This window comes from Neobacillus sp. YX16, assembly GCF_030123505.1.
GTDB lineage: Bacteria > Bacillota > Bacilli > Bacillales > Cytobacillaceae > Neobacillus.
Map to the genome: position 1 here is coordinate 5,732,741 of NZ_CP126115.1, position 18,968 is coordinate 5,751,708.

The following is an 18,968-nucleotide window of genomic DNA, read 5'->3' on the forward strand; positions in this document are numbered from 1 at the left end:
GGTTGGTAAAGTAGGTTATTTGTGCGAACCACCCTTTTGCTAACTGCGTAGGGTGGTTTTCTCGTTTTCTAGTATTTTTTTCCGAAAGAAATGAGCGCTTTTTCTAGTAAAATAATGCCCTATCAATCTTCGACTAATATCGTGCGGTGTGAAGGCACCGGAATTAAAAAAAGGAGCGAAAGTATGCGAGATTATCAATATTATAAAAGTGCATTACAAGGGATTCCTTTGCCGTATGCCTTTTTAGATAGGGATGTCTTGAATGAAAATATTCATGATATTCTTTCCCGCAGTAAAGGAAAATCGATTCGGCTTGCTAGCAAATCGATTCGAAGTATAGGTATTTTGCGTTATATCTTTCAAGCAAGTCCTCAATTTCAAGGCATTATGTGTTATTCACCTTGGGAAGCTATCTACCTCGCAAAGCAAGGGTTTCAGGATTTGCTGCTGGGCTATCCGGTATGGGATACTACTGCAATCGTTGCTGTAACTAGTAAGCTCAAGGAAGATTCCCCTATTACATTCATGGTAGATTGTCTTGATCATGTTAAGCATATTGAAGGAATTGCTGAAAAAGAGGACGTTCTAATCCCTCTTTGTGTTGATCTTGATATGTCTTCTACTATGTTTGGGCTGCACTTTGGAGTACACCGCTCTCCCCTTCGTACAACGGTTCAAGCCTTAGAGGTTTTCAAATACATTGCTTCTTCACGCTATGTGTACCTTGATGGCATTATGGGATACGAGGCTCAAATTGCTGGTCTTGGCGATCGATATCCTTCTCAAACTTTAAAAAATAAGATTGTCCGTTTTTTAAAAGAGCGTTCGATCCATGAGGTTGTGCAAAGACGATCAGACATTGTTAGAGAAGTCCGTTCATTAGGAATTCCTTACCGCTTTATCAATGGAGGTGGAACAGGAAGCCTTCGCACTACAACTTCTGAGGAAGCCGTTACGGAGGTTACCGTTGGTTCAGGATTTTATGCACCAGGCTTGTTTGACAACTATCAGGATTTCCGTTATCAGCCTGCATTAGGATTTGCGATTGAAATTGTACGAATCCCTGCACCTTCCATCTATACTTGCTTAGGAGGAGGCTATGTGGCATCGGGCGCCACAGGAAACGATAAGCTGCCAAAACCCTATCTTCCGCAAGAGGCTACCCTATTAAAAAACGAAGGAGCTGGAGAAGTACAAACTCCTATTATGTATAAAGGGGAGGAATCATTACAACTTGGGGATCCCATATTTATGCGTCACAGTAAAGCAGGAGAATTATGCGAACGGTTTACTCATCTTTTGATCGTTTCAGAGGGCAAGGTTATGGATAAAGTAACCACATATCGGGGGGATGGAGCATGCTTTCTGTAACGGAAGAAAAAGCGAAAGAATGGACCAATTGGTCAGGTTCCGTAAAAAGTTACCCTGCTTCCATTTTGTTTCCAAGCAGTATCCAAGAAGTAGTTGAGATTGTAAAAGCAGCCTCTCAACAAAACAAAAAAATTCGTGTCGTCGGCGCAGGGCATTCCTTTACAAGGCTAGTACAAACAAATGAAATCCTTATTTCATTAGAAAATCTGCATGGAGTAGAAAAGCTAGATAAAGAAAAGGGCCTTGCTGAAGTATGGGCAGGAACGAACCTTAAGGAACTCGGGGAAGCCCTATATGAGCTCGGTGTATCACAAGAAAACCTTGGAGACATCAATTCACAATCTATCGCAGGGGCCATTAGTACAGGAACGCATGGCACGGGTATCGCATTTGGCAGCATTTCTACACAAGTCGCAGCCATTACTGCAGTCAACGCTTCAGGAGAAGTTCTAGATTGTTCAGATGAAGAAAACCCCAACCTATTTAAGGCATTTCAAGTATCCTTAGGGACGCTTGGAATTATCGTTAAAGTAACATTACGAGTCGTTCCAAAGCTCCACCTTTCCTACAAATGCTACCGCACGAAACTAACAGATTGCTTAGAACGTCTTGTTCCATTAAAGCAAGAAAACCGCCACTTTGAATTTTATTGGTTCCCCTATACCGATACAGTACAAGTTAAGCTAATGAATAAAACAAACGAAGCATCATTTAAGAATAATAAGTGGAGTGAATGGAAAAAGCTAGCTCTTGAGAATGGGATATACTGGTTGCTGTCAGAAGTATGCCGCTTACTGCCATCAATGAGTAAAACGATTAGCCGAATCTCGGCAATTGGTGTGCCAAGTATCGAAGAAAGCGGTCCAAGTCATTTGTTATTTGCCACTCCACGTCTCGTTCGTTTCAACGAGATGGAATACAGCATACCTGCAGAACATTTAAGGGCCGCATTGGAAGAAATGAAAAAATGTATCGAAACACATCAATTTGCTGTCCATTTCCCAATTGAATGTCGTTACGTAAAACGAGATGATATTTGGCTAAGTCCAGCAAATGAACGAGACTCTGCTTACATTGCTGTCCATATGTATAAGGGAATGTCTCATGAAGAATATTTTTACCATATCGAAAAAATTCTACAAAAATACGAAGGCCGTCCACACTGGGGAAAAATCCACACAATGACACCTGAACAATTACAAAAAATATACCCAAAATGGAATACCTTCCTTCATATACGAGAAGAACTTGATCCTGCTGGCTTGTTCTTAAATGACTACTTGTGCAGCTTATTGGCGTAATAATGAGCAATGAAAAGAAAAGCTACAATATGTCTCCATTCTTGTTACTTTGGTGTAATTTTTCAAAAATGACACCCATGATAGTGCTTTCATGGACGAACAATATAGAAATCGAAGATAGGAGGCAGTAAATATGTCATTAAAATCTAAGATTCTATACAGTTGGCATGAATTAAGAAAGAACTATCATTTGGAGTTACTTAATAGTTGTCTCGATCATAAAACAAAAGATAAGTTAAAAAGTAAATATGAATATCATAAGAAGAAAGTTAACCAATTAATATCTATTAAAGCATCTTCATAGGTGCTTTTTTGATTTCGTCTTAGGAGAAATGCACGTCCTTTTTGGCGGAAAGTCCTTAGAAATCACTACCTATTAGGAATAGTATTCTCCCAAAACAGACTTCGAAACCCCAGTAACCATCTCGCAAGGCCTGCTATGAAGCAACAAGCTATGGAAAGACCACTCCAAAGCTTCACTTCTACTATATAAAAAATGGTAGTGCTAACCAATGCCTTGGTCCGCACTACCAATCTTAGTATGTTTTTATTATTTGAACCTATTTACTATACTAGGCACCAGAACTCTAAAACAAGTTATCTTGCTGTAACATCCTTTACGGCATTGGAAATACGGTCAACTGCTGCTTTTCCAACAACTTCAACAGTATCAATAACATTTTTTGCTGCATCGCCTGTTGCTTCAACCCCACGTTTTGTCATGTTGCGTCCCCGATCAATGGCATTTTGGTCAGTCATTCGTTAATCCTCCTTAAGAAAGTATCGATTCTAGTTTTAGAAATTGTTATTTTTTTATTCATGCTGAACTTGATAAATTGAAGGATTTCTGACAACGCCTCTTGAATATAAGGAGTAAATTACTATTTTTAAATCTATATGAAAAAAACAATTTTGAGAGGAGCAAGAAATTGAATAACATAGATCAACGTTTACAAGATTTAGGTATCGAATTACAGGAAGCAACTGGACCAATTTACCATTATGTACCAGTAATGATTCATCAAGGTGTAGCTTACATTAGTGGACAAGTACCTAGAATAAATGGAGAAGTTCCTTTTCAAGGTAAAGTAGGTAGAGAGGTTACGATTGAACAAGCTCAGGAACTAGCAGAGATGTGTGTGCTAAAAGGGCTTAGCAGTTTAAAAGCTGCAATTGGCAGCCTTGACAAGGTTGAACAAGTATTAAAAGTAACAGGCTATGTTCAGACTGCACCTGGTTTTTTTGAACCATCAAAAGTTCTTGATGCTGCTTCTGAATTATTATATAAGATTTTTGGCAAGAAAGGACATCATGCTCGTACAGCTGTTGGAGTAGCGGAACTCCCTAGTAATACTCCGATTGAGATTGATTTTATCATTGCAGTAAAACACGAGGATAGAACCAGATGATTTCTTAGAGAGAAGCATGGGGACGGATCTTAATTCTAACTCAACCTTTTCCTATGTAAAAATTTAGGGGTAATATTTCAGTGAGATTGAACTAGGAATAAGTAACTATTTTTCTTTTTATGGTAATGTTAACTTTGAGTTAAAGTGTGTTAAGTGCTTGTTAACACTGAAGATAAACGATCGGGGGATATTAATCTTTCTACTATAAGTGAAAGGGTTCGTTGTCTTTCATTAAGGATGACTCCATACAAAAAGGCGCCTTTTCAAAGAATAGCGCCCGCTTGTTAAATAATATTACTATAGCTTTTTAGCTGGTTTCCACAGTGGTTTCCACAGGGACGGTTCTCATGGTCTTCGGTCTTCGGTCTTTTTAATTATATTTGGGTAAAGTGATCATCGACTTAAACAAGTCTCCATCCACTTGGATGGTGAATTTCCCTTTTTGGATATCGATGAGGCTTTCTGCAATGGACAGTCCTAATCCGCTGCCTTGACTTGTTCTGGATTCGTCGCCTCTTTTAAAGCGCTCCATTAATTCGTCTGCTGAAATATTTAACTCGTACGCTGAAATGTTCTTGAAGGTAAGAAGCACTTCGCTGCCTAAATCCTCGACATCGATGTAGACCCTTGACCCTTTAAGCGCATATTTGAAGATATTGGATAAGACGTTCTCGATGGATCTCCATAGTAATTTCCCATCAGCTGCAACGTATACCTTTTCCTTAGGATAATTGAACTTAAAAGCTAAATCGTAATCTTCTATTTTATCACTGACTTCCCCAAGTCCCTGGGTGATTAAAGAGACAATATCGATACGCTCCAATTGAACCGGAATACTTCCGCTGGAAGCCTTAGCCGCTTCAAATAAATCATCGGTCAGGATTTTTAACCTTTTGGACTTTTGATCCAGTACTTCGACATATTCCTCTGCCTTTAATGGGAGCTTTTCCTTCTTCAATAAATCCACATAGGTGATAATCGAGGTTAAAGGCGTTCTGATATCATGAGATACATTGGTGATGAGCTCCGTTTTTAACCGCTCACTCTTCAGTTCGCTATCAACGGCCTTATTCAACCCATCGGTGATGCTATTGATATTAGCCGCAAGTCTCGCGAACTCTCCTTTCCCCCCCACATCGATGGTATGATGAATATCTCCATCTTTTATCTTCTCTACCCCTTCTTTAATGGCCTGAAATGACTTAACTCTCCTAAAAGCAATCCATGCTGCCAAACCCAAGGTAATCGGGAATATAAAAAACGTTGCCGCAACCACTATTGGATATCCGATCACAATCAATACCGTCTTTACCCCAACACTACCGCTGTCATAAACATTTTTTACAAATTGAAACAGCCTATAGAATATTCGATAAATCAACGTATGCCTGAAAAACGTTCCATTCTTGAAATGCCTCACTAATGATAGAATCAGCACAAACACTGCCACGGAAACCGGAATCGTGATGGGGATGACCAATATATCGATATTTGGAGAAGATACATCCTCCAAAAGTGCAACCCAACTGAATATGAGTCCCATACCAAGCAAGAAATTCAGATCAACATATAATTTATCGACTGCATGCATGCGCAGCTCTTCATCCTTAAATGAATTTCTTCCAATCACAAGCAGCAGATAAACAAACGAAAGGATAAATCCTGCTAAGAACGCTAATAATCTATAAAAAATACCCTTAATAATGACTTTATTTTCTTTCCATTCTTCTATTTGTTCATCTAAAAATCCCTTTGTAAAAGCAATCGCTACAACATCGCTTTCCGGATTCAACTCATCTATTCTATCTGTAATCCAATTGAACCGTTCATTCTCTCTTATTTCTTTTGGATATATGTCTCTCTTATATTCCTCAAACATCATATAGGTAGGAAACGTTTTAAACCTTTCTCGTTCTGTCGTTGTATTTGTATACTCGTTCACACCATCACTCGCATAATACATTGGCGCCTTAACCTCTTCTAGGTTCTGCACTAGTAAATGGTATTCCCTTAAATCAACTTTTATCAGCCTATCCCTTGCCCGCGCGATCTGATCGGCATATTCGGTTTTAAACTTTTCATAGTTTTCCGCTTCACTAATATTGGGATTATAACTTTTGGATTGAGACAAAAAATCTAAATAAAAGGGATCCACTTCGCCTCTTAATTCTTCCTCCGTTATACTCCCGCCCTTTAAAATATGTTCTTCACTCTTATACTCCCCAAGCAGTCTCGTTAGATTGCTAACAATACTCTCCGTTTCCCGCACATATGCCTGGCTTAAAAAGTAGTTTTCTTCAAAAACGATACCAAGATCGCCATCATTTACTTCCTCAACATCAACAAATGCTTTGACGATGCCTGCAAAACAAGTAATCATCACCATAAAAACGATAATTTTTGTTGTAATCGAGTGACTATATTTTTTCAACTTTATATCCAACTCCCCACACCACCTTCAAATATTTTGGCTCTTTCGGATTGATTTCTATTTTCTCTCTAATTTTTCTGATATGTACGGTCACCGTATTTTCCGGACTAAAAGCCGCTTCATTCCATACCTTCTCATAAATCTCCTCGATGGAGAAAACCCTTCCGGCGTTTGCAGTCAGTAGCTTTACAATCTTATATTGTACCGGCGTCAGATGGACAATCTCTCCATCGACAGTGATGGTTTTACTTTCATCATCGATGATGAGTCCCCCCGTTCGATAGACATTTGTCTTGGTTTCAAGCCCTCCAAAAGATGTATACCTTCTCAGCTGTGACTTAACTCTTGCGATGAGCTCTAATGGATTAAACGGCTTGGTGATATAGTCATCTGCTCCAATATTTAATCCTAAAATTTTATCGTAATCCTCGGATTTAGCAGAAAGCATGATCACTGGTATTTTATTATCTTCTCTAATCTTCATCGTCGCTCGAATTCCATCCATCCTTGGCATCATGATATCCATGATAATAAGATGAATCTCCTGATAATCGATGATTTCGATAGCCTCAATGCCATCAAACGCCTTAAATACTTGATAACCTTCATTTTCCAAGTAAATTCCAATCGCATCCACAATTGCCTTATCATCATCACAAACCAATATGTTCATGAATCATATCTCCCCTTTTTTGCTACTAAATTCATCATACCCATCAAATCTTAACAAACTCTATATGTAAATCTTAAGATTTTCTTAGCATTTACGCCAGGGGACGTGGGGACGGTTCTCATGGTCACTTGAAATCAAATGACGAACCGTCCCCAAGGTCTCCTAACCGGTCTCCATCATGGTCCAATTGAGACCAAAAGAACCGTCCCCACGGTCTCACCCAGTGGTATAATAGTTGTAAAAAGGAAAATCTTTGCAGGGTTTTGTGAGTTTTTTGTTGAATTTTATTACAGCAGGACAGCCAAGAAGGAGATTATGAGAAGTGAATGGACAAAGCATTTCTGATTTTAAAGTTTTAGTATCGAATCTATTAAAAGCACGGTTTCCCTATTTATATATTTCAACATGGGAAGAGGAACGAGCAGTTGACGTTATTCAGTCGGTGGTCACCGACGAAAGTCTGATAAAGACAACACGGAAAGTATTTACGTGGAGTGTAACAAAAGGGTTGTCCGAAAATGGGCAGAAAGGGAAAGAAGAAACAAAGGCCCCACTCAAAGCACTCGACTTTGTCGAAAATTATCATGAGCCTGCCATTTTCATCCTAAAGGATTTTCATGTGTACTTTGGTGCAAATGGACGGCCGGCGGATAATCAATTGATAAGAAAAATTCGGGACCTCTTACCGACATTAAAACAAAGCCCCAGCCCTAAGAATGTGATTTTTGTCAGCCCAAGTCTAGTACTGCCAGATGACCTGCAAAAAGATTTGACGATTGTAGATTTTGACCTCCCTACTTTTTCTGAAATCAAGTATGTATTAGATGAAATGATTTATGCGAATCAACGAAGCGGCCGAATCGTCATTGATCTAAAAAATGACGAAAAAGAACGTCTTGCAAAGGCAGCCTTAGGATTAACACTCCATGAAGCGGAAAATGCATTTGCGCGTGCGATGGTTGAGGACGGCCGGTTAGATATAAAAGATGTCGAGGTTATCATTGAAGAAAAACGGCAGATTATCAAGAAGTCGGGAATTTTAGAATTTATTAAAAGTGACCTAAAGATAGAAGATGTCGGAGGACTTGAAAATCTCAAGCGCTGGTTAAAGAAACGAGACAAATCCTGGCTTGATTCTGCACAGAAATATGGGCTACCTGCTCCTAAAGGCGTTCTGATTACAGGGGTTCCAGGCTGTGGAAAAAGCTTAATTGCCAAATCCATCAGTGCGATGTGGCAGCTTCCCCTCCTTCGTCTAGATATGGGGAAGATATTTAGCGGAATTGTCGGCAGCAGTGAAGAAAATATGCGCAAAGCCATTCAAACGGTCGAAGCCATCTCTCCTTCTATTCTTTGGATTGATGAAATTGAAAAAGGCTTTAGCGGTCTTTCCTCTAGTGGTGATAGCGGGACCTCAAGCCGAATCTTTGGTACTTTCCTTACGTGGATGCAGGAAAAAACCAAACCGGTATTTGTCGTGGCAACGGCCAATAATATTCATTCGTTACCAGCGGAGTTGCTGCGCAAAGGACGTTTTGATGAAATATTCTTTGTCGACCTTCCTACGATGAAGGAACGAATGGACATCTTCCGAGTACATATGCAAAAGCGGTTAATCGATCCACAAGTAATGGGACACTTTGAAATAAACGACGGGGTGCTAGAAAGATTAGCTCAGTTAACAGAAGGATATGTCGGAGCGGAAGTGGAACAAATCGTCATTTCTGCTTTGTTTGAAGCATTCTCTGAAGACCGCAGTATAGACCTCGGGGACTTTGAGAAGGCCATTAATAATACGGTCCCCCTTTCGATTACTCAAGCAGAGCAAATACATTCCATCCGAGAATGGGCCAATGTTCGCGCAGTGGCAGCTACGCCAAAAGAAGACCGTGCCGAATACAAAAGTAAAAAGGAAATCGTCCTATCTCCTCCTCCAAAAGACGAAGATGTCCGAATGGAACGAGGCGGCAGAGCGGTAGATTTTTAGATAATAAGGACGGGGTATAAAATGTCAAAGCAATTACGAATACAAATTTTTCAAGACGGTCAAATCCAAGCTGAAGTTCTAGGAGTGAAAGGGAAAAAGTGTACAGATTATATCTCCCTGCTCGAGGAATTATTGGAAGCAGAAATCATTGAATCTGAATATACTTCCGAGTATTACCAAACAGAAGAAGTTCATATAGACGAAATGCAATCCAACCCGATTACCGTGAACACAAAGGGGGTAAGGTAAATGTCTGTATCATTGGCTTTAATTCCAATAGCCCTTACCCTTCGCACATGTTTGGGCAAGGATCAATTCCATGAATGGGTTGATTCCATGCAGGTAAAGGTTGCAACGAGCTTTGAAAATGAACAGGATTTAATTCAAACACTTCAAAAAGCGGGTTATGATGCTGAGAAATGGGGTGGATCGATCAAGACCCACCTAAATGGGGAAAAGCAATTTTTCTTTTGGGAGTTTGTCGATGGCAAGTGGCAGGCAATTTTTGAAAAAGCCGATTCTCAGGCTGCCTTTCAGCAATTTATGAAGGATTTGGAACAAAAATCGATGAGAAAAATCTTCACTGGTGATTACATAGCAGAGAATCAACTTGAACAAGAACCTGTACATACCTTCCCTACCAATTTCCGGGATGGAAACATTTTAACTCGGACGTTAAAGGAATTCGGCGTCAACACAATTCAAGGGAATAATGGGGATATTTCCTGTACCGTGCAGGGAACTCATTTAACGTTTCGACAGAATGGAGACACTCCTTACTCGGTGGAAATTAAAAATGCACCAAGTTTGCAGGATATTTATATGTATATCTCCGATGTAGATGATGAATATAAACGATGTGTACAAGCATTGGTTTACGAAAAACTGAAACAAAGAGCAGCACAGAAAAATTTAACAGTTGAAACGGAAGAAGTGCTTGAAGATAACTCGATTGTCATTACGTTAAACATCCAAGGCTAAACAAAGCCTTTCTTTTACGATAAAAGGGTTTCAAGCGTACTTCAACCCCTAGTCCGATTTCACCTCTGTCTGCAATGGATAAATCATAGACTGAGAGATTTTAAGGGAGGACATCATAACATGACACCAACACCGAAGGGGAAGTTTTGGAGAGTAAGGAAATCTTGGTGGATTTTATTAACCTTTACGGTAATGTTTAATTGGGTCGCTTTTTTCATTATTGGCTCTAAAGTAAATCATAAAAAATGGAAAATGTATGGAGCTCTTTATGCCATACCATTTATCCTCCTTATGGCAATCGGAGACCGTTACGAATCAAATGACTGGCAATGGGATTTAATGGGTACTTCTCTGTTAGGGGGATGGATAGCCTCCATGATCCATGCCTTTCGTATTCGTAAGGAGTACTTGTATCGATTAGAAGCAATAGAATTAAGAGAACCTTATGAGGATTATAAATTAAGAGGAAAAATTCAATCCGAGTATGGAGTAAAGTTCAACCAAGCTCCCATCGAACAGTCGCTGGAGCAGCCAAACCCAGTATCGCAGCAGGCTCCAACACAGCCAGCGCATTCTCATCCACCTACCCGAACAGCAGAGGTTTCCCCGGTTCAAACAGAGCGGCATAAACCAGATCCTGTTGACTTGAATAAGGCTTCTGAGCTGGAACTTGCCATGCTGCCAGGTGTGGGTCCAATCTTGGCAAAAAGAGCAATGATGGAGCGGGATAAATTAGGCGGCTTCCGATCACTGGAGGATTTCTCCCAGCTGTTGGGCCTAAAACCGCATATCGTTGAAAAAATTCGTCCACTTGTGGTGGTAATCCCAACAGAAGATTCATCACAGAGATGGACTGGACGGATGGTTGATTTTTAATGAAACTTCGAATTCACCAATTCATTCCCTTTACCCGTGTGGAAGGTCCGGGTGAACGGGCTTGTCTTCAAGTTCAAGGCTGTCCGATTCGCTGTTCCGGCTGTGCTGTTCCATTTACCTGGTCCACAAAGGGTGGCTACGATGTAACCGTCGAAGAACTTGCCCAGAAGATAATAGCTGGACCTAAGGTGGAGGGTATCACCTTTTTAGGAGGCGAACCTTTTGAACAAGCGGAAGCACTCGCAGAATTGGGCGCACGTTTGAAGGAAACGGGGTTATCGGTCATGACCTTTTCAGGTTACGTTCTGGAAGATATCAAGAGTGCTAATCGTAAGGATTGGAATGACTTATTACGTGTAACGGACCTTTTGATTGATGGCCCTTTTCAAAAAGAAAAGCGGGACCTCAGCAGGCCCTGGGTAGGATCATCCAATCAAAGGTATCACTTTTTAACCGATCGCTATGCTTACTTGAAGGACGAGTTAACGAATACACCGAACCGAATGGAAATAACTTTAAAACCTGATGGACGTGTTTTTGCGAACGGTATGGCAACCATTGAGGATTTAGAAGGATTATTCAACGAGTTAATAAAATAAGATTTATGGATAAGTAGACATACTATGCGTGCCAATTTTTCCTTTTTCCATTTATCAACTAATGAAAAACGCAGACCCCTTGAAAGGTAAAGGGTTCACTTTAGAGGTGCATGACCTCGTTTTGACTAAGAAAATGTAAGAGAAATTGGCAACAAAAAAACATAGAAAAGAGTGCTCATTTGAATAGAAATGGCACTCTTTTTTTCTTTGGCTGTTTGGTAAACTTTGTGTTAGTTATTCCGCTTTAGTGATTGAGGACAGTTTTATCGATTTCATGGCAAGTTTTGTCCTCAAGAGCAGTCATTGAGGACAGTTTTACCGATTTCATGGCAAGTTTTGTCCTCAAGAGCAGTCATTGAGGACAGTTTTACCGATTTCATGGCAGGTTTTGTCCTCAAGAGCAGTCATTGAGGACAGTTTTACCGATTTCATGGCAGGTTTTGTCCTCAAGAGCAATCATTGAGGACAGTTTTACCGATTTCATGGCAAGTTTTGTCCTCAAGAGCAGTCATTGAGGACAGTTTTACCGATTTCATGGCAAGTTTTGTCCTCAAGAGCAGTCATTGAGGACAGTTTTACCGATTTCATGGCAGGTTTTGTCCTCAAGAGCAGTCATTGAGGACAGTTTTACCGATTTCATGGTAGGTTTTGTCCTTAAGAGCAGTCAATTGAGGACAGTTTTACTGATTTCAAAGCTGGTTTTGTCCTCAAGAGCGAGTATATTGACACCCGTTTTGGTAATAGAATGACACCAATTTTTCCTTATACAATAAGTATTGCCATTTGATATTGGACTTATATTTTATATTGTCAATTCTTCTATTAATCAATCTAAACCCTTGATACGATAACAAAAATGGCATACGCCAATGCGTATGCCATTTCGTGCGTCAATTTGACTTCGTGCACCCTTTAAGTGACCCCTTTACCTTGAAAGGTCTGCGTTTTTTTGCATACTATCTTGGTGCGTGGCAGCTTGGGCATGAGCTGCGACTAGAATCAAATTGATTCCCGCAGTTTCGGCAGAATACCACTCCAGATACTTCTGCTGGCTTCGTTTGTTTTGAAGCAGCTACTTGTGCGGAAGCCTGCTGCTCCACATGGATTGACCTTTTCTTCGTTAAAGAAACAATTACTAAAATCATGGTAATAAGGTTAACAACTAAACTAGCAATGGTAAGCCAATTCCATAGGGTAAAATCTTCAAACATCCGTATTAGCCTCCAACTACTTCATTTTCAGTTTCTATGCTGTGTTTCTTTTGTTTACGGAAAATGACCAATGCAGCAATGGCCACACCTAGACCGCCAATTCCACCAAGAGATCCCGCAAACAACGGCTTATTGTTGTACCAACGGACAATTGGGTTCGTAGATACAAGCAATTCTTTCACTTCTTTCGATAGTTCATTACCAGCTGCATCCACCGCTGTAATCTTTACATCCTGCAAATCATTAGAGCTTTGGATCGCAAAGGTAAAGTTCTCCCCTTCCGCCTTATGGTCAACGACCTTACCATTCAAATAAATGGTCGCACCGTTAAGGACCAGATTGTCCTTGATGGATACCGATACCGTTTTATTCTCAACGGGATACTGGCGGCCATTTTCTAAATCAATGGGTACAATCACAGGAGCGGTCTTGTCGATACCGAATGAAACCTCAGCTTTTTTCTTTTCATCGATGGTTTCATTAACGTTACCCGCTACATCCTCTGAGTAAATAGCAACGGTGTATTTACCGTCTGCAGCAAATAGATCTTTTTTCACCACATACGTGTACTGACTCCAAGTACCCTCACCACCTGTTTCCGTAACAGTATAATCTGTTCCTTCAACCAAATCACGAGGTGTACCATTTTTCGTCATCTTCACCTGAATGGTATCTTTCTTCAAGCTGTCGACATTTGTTTCTGTCAAGATAACGTCTTGTTCATCCTTCATATACTTACCATCTATCGCTTTCAAGGTTTCATCAAAGGTATAAACCGAACCAAAACGGTTCACAGAGAACATAATCGTTTGTGTTGATACATTTCCAGCAAAGTCAGTAAGAGTAGCTGTTAAGGTATAAAGATCGTCATTTTCCTTCGTTTTTTCAAAGTTTTTGAACGTATAGACTTGACCGTTCGGAGCCTCCGCAGAGCTTCCAGCCAATGATACGTTCCCTTTATTCCACCCTTTTAAGCTAATTGAAACGGCACTCTTATTGAAATTCGTATCTGAATAAGAGATGACTGGGGCAACATCGCCATTATTAGCAGACTTGTCTGCTACACCCGTAATGCTAAGCTTAGGCACAGTTTGGTCAACAATGAATGTATCCACGGAATAATCAGCAGCCACATTGCCTGCCATATCCGTATAGGCTACATCAAAGCTATAAGTCGCATCAGCAGAATACTGGATGGTAGCTGTGTGAACATCACCATTTGTAGACCATCCACTTGTTTTCGGGAATGCTACTGGGTTACCACCATCTGTTGCGGTGCCTGTCACCTGAATACGACTTGTTTCAAAATTATGCTCTTTAATAGAAATCGTCGCCGTTCTAGCATTTTTAAAATAATTACCATTTGCTGCTGAATTATTGTTATACGCTACGTTAATTACAGGAACCGTTTTATCGAGTGTAAATTTATGCTGGGCGAAAGGGGCAGCCACATTTCCTGCATTATCTTTGTATTTGATATCAAATGTGTAATCTCCATCTGCACTGTATTTAACGGTTGCAGTATAAGTGGTTTTATCTGGGTCCTGAGAATTTGCTCTAGTTGTCCAGCCAACTAATTTAGGAATAACACCATCTGTATTGGTAATCGCATGAACAACATCATTGGCCTTAAAGTTACGCTCGGTAATAACAATCGTCGCTGTGCGATCTGCCTTGAAGAAATCAGCATTTTGCGCATCAGCTGTGTTGTTATCATACGTAACCTCCATGGTAGGAGCAGTCTTGTCGATGCTAAAATTAATAAACTTTTCCGAGGTGTTTCCTACTCGGTCCGTTATTTTTACTTTGACAACAATACCATTACTATTATTCGTAACAGTTAGTTTTTTTGTCATTTCAGTGACAAGATTCTCATCAAACTTTGTTTTACTCCAGCCTTCAAGATTTCCAGCAAGTTTGCCCTCATTGTCGATTGCAACCTTACCAGCTTGATTATGAGCGGTATCATAAGGTGCAACAACAGACCATTCAACCTCTGCAAGACCTGAATACGTATCCGTTACGGTTACATTTACATCAACATTTTTGTTATAAAGATCTTTATTTTCATTGTCTTTAAAAGATGTTTTAACTACTGGGTCAATCTTGATAGCAGATGTCTCTTCGTGCTTCTTAGCATCTTCAATTACAGCACCATCTGGTGTGACAAAATCACTACTGTTCGTAACATGGTCTGTTGCTTTCGCATAAATCTGACCTTTAAATGATGCTGGAACAGTGAAAGTAACTTCACGATCAGTTGAAATGGCTGCAATATTGTTACTATCAGATTTCTCTAGTAAAGAACCATCTGATTGTAATGCATAGGTTTTACCATTCTCATAGTCTTGTAAATAAACAGTGATGGATTGGAGGCCACTCGCTGCCTTGCCCGTTTCGGTATTATCTTCTGCTGTTACCGTCACTTGCGTTGGCTTTTTGAAAAAGAATCCATACTTGGTTAACTCAACAGATTGATATGGACGATTCTGTTCCACTGCATTTTCGCCAGCAGCACTAAACGCGAACTGGGTGATTTCTGGCAGCTTATTATCGATATAAACGGTTTTTACTAATTTTGTAGGATCTACAGTGTTTTCAGGATTATCCAGTAGATTGCCGGCATTATCCGATACCTCTACTGAAAGTTCGTATGAACCATTTTCGTTAATTCCTACATCCTTTGTATGAATAGCCTCAAGAGACATACTCGATTCTAGTTGAGTCTCATACTTGTATTCTTTTTCGTATCCTTTTTCTTGTTCCTTGTTCACCTGAACTTTAGCATTCTTAATACCAGATTCAATATCTGATTTCGTATCTTGAACGTTAATTTCAAAGGTAACGTCATTGCTATAGAAAACTTTACCGGAATGATCCACATACGGAATTACTTTATCACCGTGGGTAACTTGAATATCGGCAGTAGGAGATGTATTCTCAATCATTAATTCATCATTGCCCTTTGCTTTGATATTCGAATTACCTGCATTAACCCGATAGGTTTCTTGATTGTCTACATTGTCTGTCACGACAACATCAAAAGTTCCTTTAAAACTTACAACATCTAGAGTAAATGTTGCTACGGCATTCAATCCATCTCTTATGATGTCTGCCTCTAACTTTTTAACTTCCTGATTCTTTGCTGAAGTAGCATTTACATAAAGATCTTTAATTCCAGCAATGTCATCCTTAGCCTTTACAGTAATTTCAATTTCCTCATTAAAGAAGGTTCCAAAGGTTAGGAAATTGATTGCTTTCGCAAGACCACTATCATACTTAGGTTCAAAGGTTACCGCTTCTTTGCCATCCATGAGTTCTGGAACCTTCGTATCTACGAAAATAGTTTTTTCTACTGGAGTACTATTTTTATTCCCGGCATTATCCGTAACTTCCGCTGATACCTTGTAAGAACCATCATCTTCAATGTTAACTCCAGCATGGCTTAAGTCAACAGTTGTGAAAGTATAAGGAACCTCATGGGTTTCCTTATCAGAATAATCTTCCTTTTTGAAGGTCTTATCATCATTTGAACTAATGGTTACCGTATCCACACCTGATTGCTGATCGCCCACTACTACATCAAACGTTACATCACCATTGTAAAATTCTTGACCAGCGTCATTCACATATTTTGTAACTTTACCTTCATCATGTGTCACGCCGATGCTTGCCTCTGGAGCAATGCTTTCAATCATCACTTTTCCATTTTCTGCAACCATATTTGAATGTATATTCGTGATTTTAACTGAATTTTCATTGTTAACATTGTCAGTCACTACTACAGTTAGTGTACCATTATGACCATCTTTAAGAGTGAACGTTTCTTTAGCAGTCAATTTTCCTTTTTCAAAGCTGCCTTCTACTCTTTCAGGAACATCTTCTTCATCCGTAGACTTTAATTCAATCCCTTTAACACCTGAAGCATCGTCTTTACCCTTAACGGTTACTTCCATTTCTTGATTAAAGAAAGTCCCAAATGTAAGGAAGTTTATGGCACTCGCAAAGAACCCATTATTTTTCGGAGTTAAGGTAACAGCTGTTTTTTCGCCATCTAGTTCAGGAGTAATTTTATCAATGTTGATGGTTACTCGCTTAACGTCTGATTCATTTCCGGCTTTATCAACACTCCAAATGCTGTAAATGCCTTGGTAATTTTTATCCTCTGTTAGAAACTCAAATTGATTCGTTTCAGAGTCAAATTTAGCCTCTTTGCGATTTTCTAGAGAGTACTCACCTTCACTATAGTAAACCTTATCAATCGCAGTGGAATAGGGAACGCTATTTCTATCAATTTTCTCTTCAATATTATCTATCGTACCTGAAACGGTAACAGCCCCACTAAACCAGAGTGAATCTCCAACTTTTTCTTTGTCCTCACCTGTCAGCAGCAAAGTATCGTTTACTTCAGGCTTTTGCTTATCGATTACAAGATATAAGTTTCCTGGTAATTGAATAGATTGCTCATTTTTCGAATAAAAGAAATTCTTTGTTTTAACGCTTAACGTTTTAATTTCAATCGAATGACCAATGTAATACTCTGGTGCCCAACCATAGTTAATTTTCAACCGATTAAAAGGGTCAACTGGTTTTAATCTCAATTTGGTATCTTTTGAAAAAATGTATAAATTATCAACATGATTTCCACTCGTACGTTTCTTTTCAATTAAAGATCCAGTTTCAGGTGTCATCTCCATATAATTGCCCCATGGTTCATCAGAAAGAGGGATCGGTTCAAATGAAACTTGAACGTTTGTTTCTTTTGTAATGTTTTTAAGACTGTAGGTAAAAGTTCCATCATCATTGTCAATAAAGTCTTCAGATTCAAGAGAGATACTTGAACCCTCTACAAATATTTCCTTAATTCGATAAGATTCATCAGGTGTTATGGTTACAGCAGTTTGACTGCCATGTTCCACTTCAGAATCTACGGATGAAATCGTACCATTTTCAACATATTCACCATTCTCATCTTTTTCACTCATTACAGAGGTAGTCACTTCATGAGTATTGATCGCAAAAGTGACAGTTACCTCCAAATTTTTCTTAACATTTGGTATGGTGTAGGAAAAGTTTTGTGTGCTTTCCTTCACATCTTCTGGAATGTCTACTTCTACATACTCGTCTTTATTTACATTTTTAATTTGAATACGATCAACATGATAATTAGGTAGTGGGATTGCCGTAAACGAAGCGTCTTTACCATGCTTTACTTCTACCTTTCCACCATCTGAAGTATAAATGGTTCCATACTCATTCGTAGTAAAAGTAATAAAATAGGTGTTGGTTTCAAATTCCACGTCTATACGTTGATTTTCTGTCACGTTAGCGAGAGAGAAAGTATGATTCTTAGTAGAATTTGTAACATCAGTTGGAAGTGGAAGTTCTAATATTTCTTCGCCTTTCGTGATTTTAATACTCTTAATATGATTACTAGTACTCGGAACCACCGTATAGGATACATCTGATCCATGTAGGACAGAATCAGTTTTTATTTGAAGATTATCCTTTTTGACAATACCGTCGCCCTCAGCATAGTTCAATTCAATCTCATAGGTTTTCAAGACAAATTCAACTACAACAGTTGTTTCATCAGAAATAGCAGGAATTTTTGTACTGTACCCTAGCTTTTCTTTCTCTGAAACCTCTACTACATCGTTATGACCAATTTTCACAGACTTAATTTCGGAATTTGTATCCGGAGTAACGACTAATTCAACTTCTGTACCTTCTAAAACAGGAACGGGACTTGTGGTATATTCTGTTCCGTCAATTTCAACTTTACCTGTTCCATTACCAGCCGATTCAACTTTTACATTATAGGTAACTGGTTCCGTTACTGGATTTGATTCAGATACCGGTTCAGTTTCAGGTCCAGGTCCAGGTTCAGTTTCCAATTCAGGTACCGTTTCTGAATCTTGAGCAGCCAAGTCATCCGTATTTTGGGTTATTGTATCTGTTGTCTCTATCGTGTCTTCCCCATTTTCTGCATATACCGGCAGGCCTGTACCAACTGGTATCTGATAGGTAACGAGCAAGATGGCAAGTACTAAAGCCAAAATGCGAGTGACCCTTGATTTCTTCCTTGTATGCATTTGTTTTCTCTCTCCTTAAGAAATTAAAATCATG

13 protein-coding genes are annotated in these 18,968 nt (G+C 39.4%); 8 read left to right on the forward strand and 5 right to left on the reverse strand.

Annotation, left to right across the window (positions count from 1 at the left end; translation table 11 throughout):
* Positions 1-183: 183 nt before the first annotated feature.
* Both QNH48_RS28100 and QNH48_RS28105 read left to right on the forward strand, forming a co-directional pair.
* The gene (locus tag QNH48_RS28100; protein ID WP_283952928.1) at positions 184-1,371 is read left to right on the forward strand and encodes an amino acid deaminase/aldolase; all 1,188 of its coding nucleotides are present in this window, start codon (positions 184-186) and stop codon (positions 1,369-1,371) included.
* Positions 1,359-2,672 (forward strand): D-arabinono-1,4-lactone oxidase, encoded by a 1,314-nt coding sequence (locus QNH48_RS28105; protein ID WP_283952929.1) that lies wholly within the window; start codon positions 1,359-1,361, stop codon positions 2,670-2,672. Before QNH48_RS28100 ends, QNH48_RS28105 begins: the two co-directional genes overlap by 13 nt.
* 597 nt (positions 2,673-3,269) lie before the next feature.
* Here QNH48_RS28105 and QNH48_RS28110 read toward each other — a convergent pair.
* Positions 3,270-3,431: a hypothetical protein gene (locus tag QNH48_RS28110; RefSeq protein ID WP_283952930.1), complete on the reverse strand. Its 162-nt coding sequence runs from the start codon at positions 3,429-3,431 to the stop codon at positions 3,270-3,272.
* A 170-nt stretch (positions 3,432-3,601) separates the two neighbouring features.
* On the opposite strand from QNH48_RS28110, the gene QNH48_RS28115 reads away from it, so the two are divergent.
* A complete protein-coding gene (locus tag QNH48_RS28115) occupies positions 3,602-4,081 on the forward strand; it encodes a RidA family protein (RefSeq protein ID WP_283952931.1) in 480 nt (159 codons plus the stop codon).
* A 370-nt stretch (positions 4,082-4,451) separates the two neighbouring features.
* Here QNH48_RS28115 and QNH48_RS28120 read toward each other — a convergent pair whose 3' ends face one another.
* The gene (locus QNH48_RS28120; protein WP_283952932.1) at positions 4,452-6,524 is read right to left on the reverse strand and encodes a sensor histidine kinase; all 2,073 of its coding nucleotides are present in this window, start codon (positions 6,522-6,524) and stop codon (positions 4,452-4,454) included.
* Complete coding sequence (locus tag QNH48_RS28125; protein ID WP_283952933.1) at positions 6,499-7,185, reverse strand: response regulator transcription factor; 687 nt, start codon at positions 7,183-7,185, stop codon at positions 6,499-6,501. Before QNH48_RS28125 ends, QNH48_RS28120 begins: the two co-directional genes overlap by 26 nt.
* Before the next feature lie 322 nt (positions 7,186-7,507).
* Between QNH48_RS28125 and QNH48_RS28130 the strand changes: the two genes are divergently transcribed.
* From QNH48_RS28130 to QNH48_RS28150, 5 genes are all read left to right on the forward strand, one after another.
* Complete coding sequence (locus QNH48_RS28130) at positions 7,508-9,172, forward strand: AAA family ATPase (RefSeq protein ID WP_283952934.1); 1,665 nt, start codon at positions 7,508-7,510, stop codon at positions 9,170-9,172.
* A 21-nt stretch (positions 9,173-9,193) separates the two neighbouring features.
* Positions 9,194-9,421 carry a DUF2997 domain-containing protein gene (locus QNH48_RS28135; RefSeq protein ID WP_283952935.1) on the forward strand — a complete coding sequence of 76 codons (228 nt, stop codon included), beginning with the start codon at positions 9,194-9,196 and terminating at the stop codon, positions 9,419-9,421.
* Positions 9,422-10,153, forward strand: coding sequence for a hypothetical protein (locus QNH48_RS28140; RefSeq protein ID WP_283952936.1), 732 nt, complete (start codon positions 9,422-9,424; stop codon positions 10,151-10,153).
* 120 nt (positions 10,154-10,273) lie between these two features.
* Entirely contained in the window at positions 10,274-11,029 is a 756-nt protein-coding gene (locus tag QNH48_RS28145; RefSeq protein ID WP_283952937.1) for a ComEA family DNA-binding protein, read from the forward strand.
* Entirely contained in the window at positions 11,029-11,628 is a 600-nt protein-coding gene (locus QNH48_RS28150; protein ID WP_283952938.1) for a 4Fe-4S single cluster domain-containing protein, read from the forward strand. Before QNH48_RS28145 ends, QNH48_RS28150 begins: the two co-directional genes overlap by 1 nt.
* Before the next feature lie 956 nt (positions 11,629-12,584).
* On the opposite strand, the gene QNH48_RS28155 is transcribed toward QNH48_RS28150, so the two are convergent.
* Together QNH48_RS28155 and QNH48_RS28160 are read right to left on the reverse strand one after the other, a co-directional pair.
* Positions 12,585-12,839 (reverse strand): hypothetical protein, encoded by a 255-nt coding sequence (locus tag QNH48_RS28155; RefSeq protein WP_283952939.1) that lies wholly within the window; start codon positions 12,837-12,839, stop codon positions 12,585-12,587.
* Between the two features lie 5 nt (positions 12,840-12,844).
* Entirely contained in the window at positions 12,845-18,934 is a 6,090-nt protein-coding gene (locus tag QNH48_RS28160; RefSeq protein WP_283952940.1) for an Ig-like domain repeat protein, read from the reverse strand.
* Positions 18,935-18,968 lie beyond the last annotated feature (34 nt).

Excerpts from the sequence above, each read along its gene's own strand:
- QNH48_RS28105 (WP_283952929.1), top strand. The coding sequence starts at position 1,359 with ATGCTTTCTGTAACGGAAGAAAAAGCGAAAGAATGGACCAATTGGTCA.
- QNH48_RS28150 (WP_283952938.1), top strand. The coding sequence starts at position 11,029 with ATGAAACTTCGAATTCACCAATTCATTCCCTTTACCCGTGTGGAAGGT.
- QNH48_RS28110 (WP_283952930.1), bottom strand. The coding sequence starts at position 3,431 with ATGACTGACCAAAATGCCATTGATCGGGGACGCAACATGACAAAACGT.
- QNH48_RS28145 (WP_283952937.1), top strand. The coding sequence starts at position 10,274 with ATGACACCAACACCGAAGGGGAAGTTTTGGAGAGTAAGGAAATCTTGG.
- QNH48_RS28155 (WP_283952939.1), bottom strand. The coding sequence starts at position 12,839 with ATGTTTGAAGATTTTACCCTATGGAATTGGCTTACCATTGCTAGTTTA.
- QNH48_RS28100 (WP_283952928.1), top strand. The coding sequence starts at position 184 with ATGCGAGATTATCAATATTATAAAAGTGCATTACAAGGGATTCCTTTG.
- QNH48_RS28160 (WP_283952940.1), bottom strand. The coding sequence starts at position 18,934 with ATGCATACAAGGAAGAAATCAAGGGTCACTCGCATTTTGGCTTTAGTA.
- QNH48_RS28125 (WP_283952933.1), bottom strand. The coding sequence starts at position 7,185 with ATGAACATATTGGTTTGTGATGATGATAAGGCAATTGTGGATGCGATT.
- QNH48_RS28135 (WP_283952935.1), top strand. The coding sequence starts at position 9,194 with ATGTCAAAGCAATTACGAATACAAATTTTTCAAGACGGTCAAATCCAA.
- QNH48_RS28140 (WP_283952936.1), top strand. The coding sequence starts at position 9,422 with ATGTCTGTATCATTGGCTTTAATTCCAATAGCCCTTACCCTTCGCACA.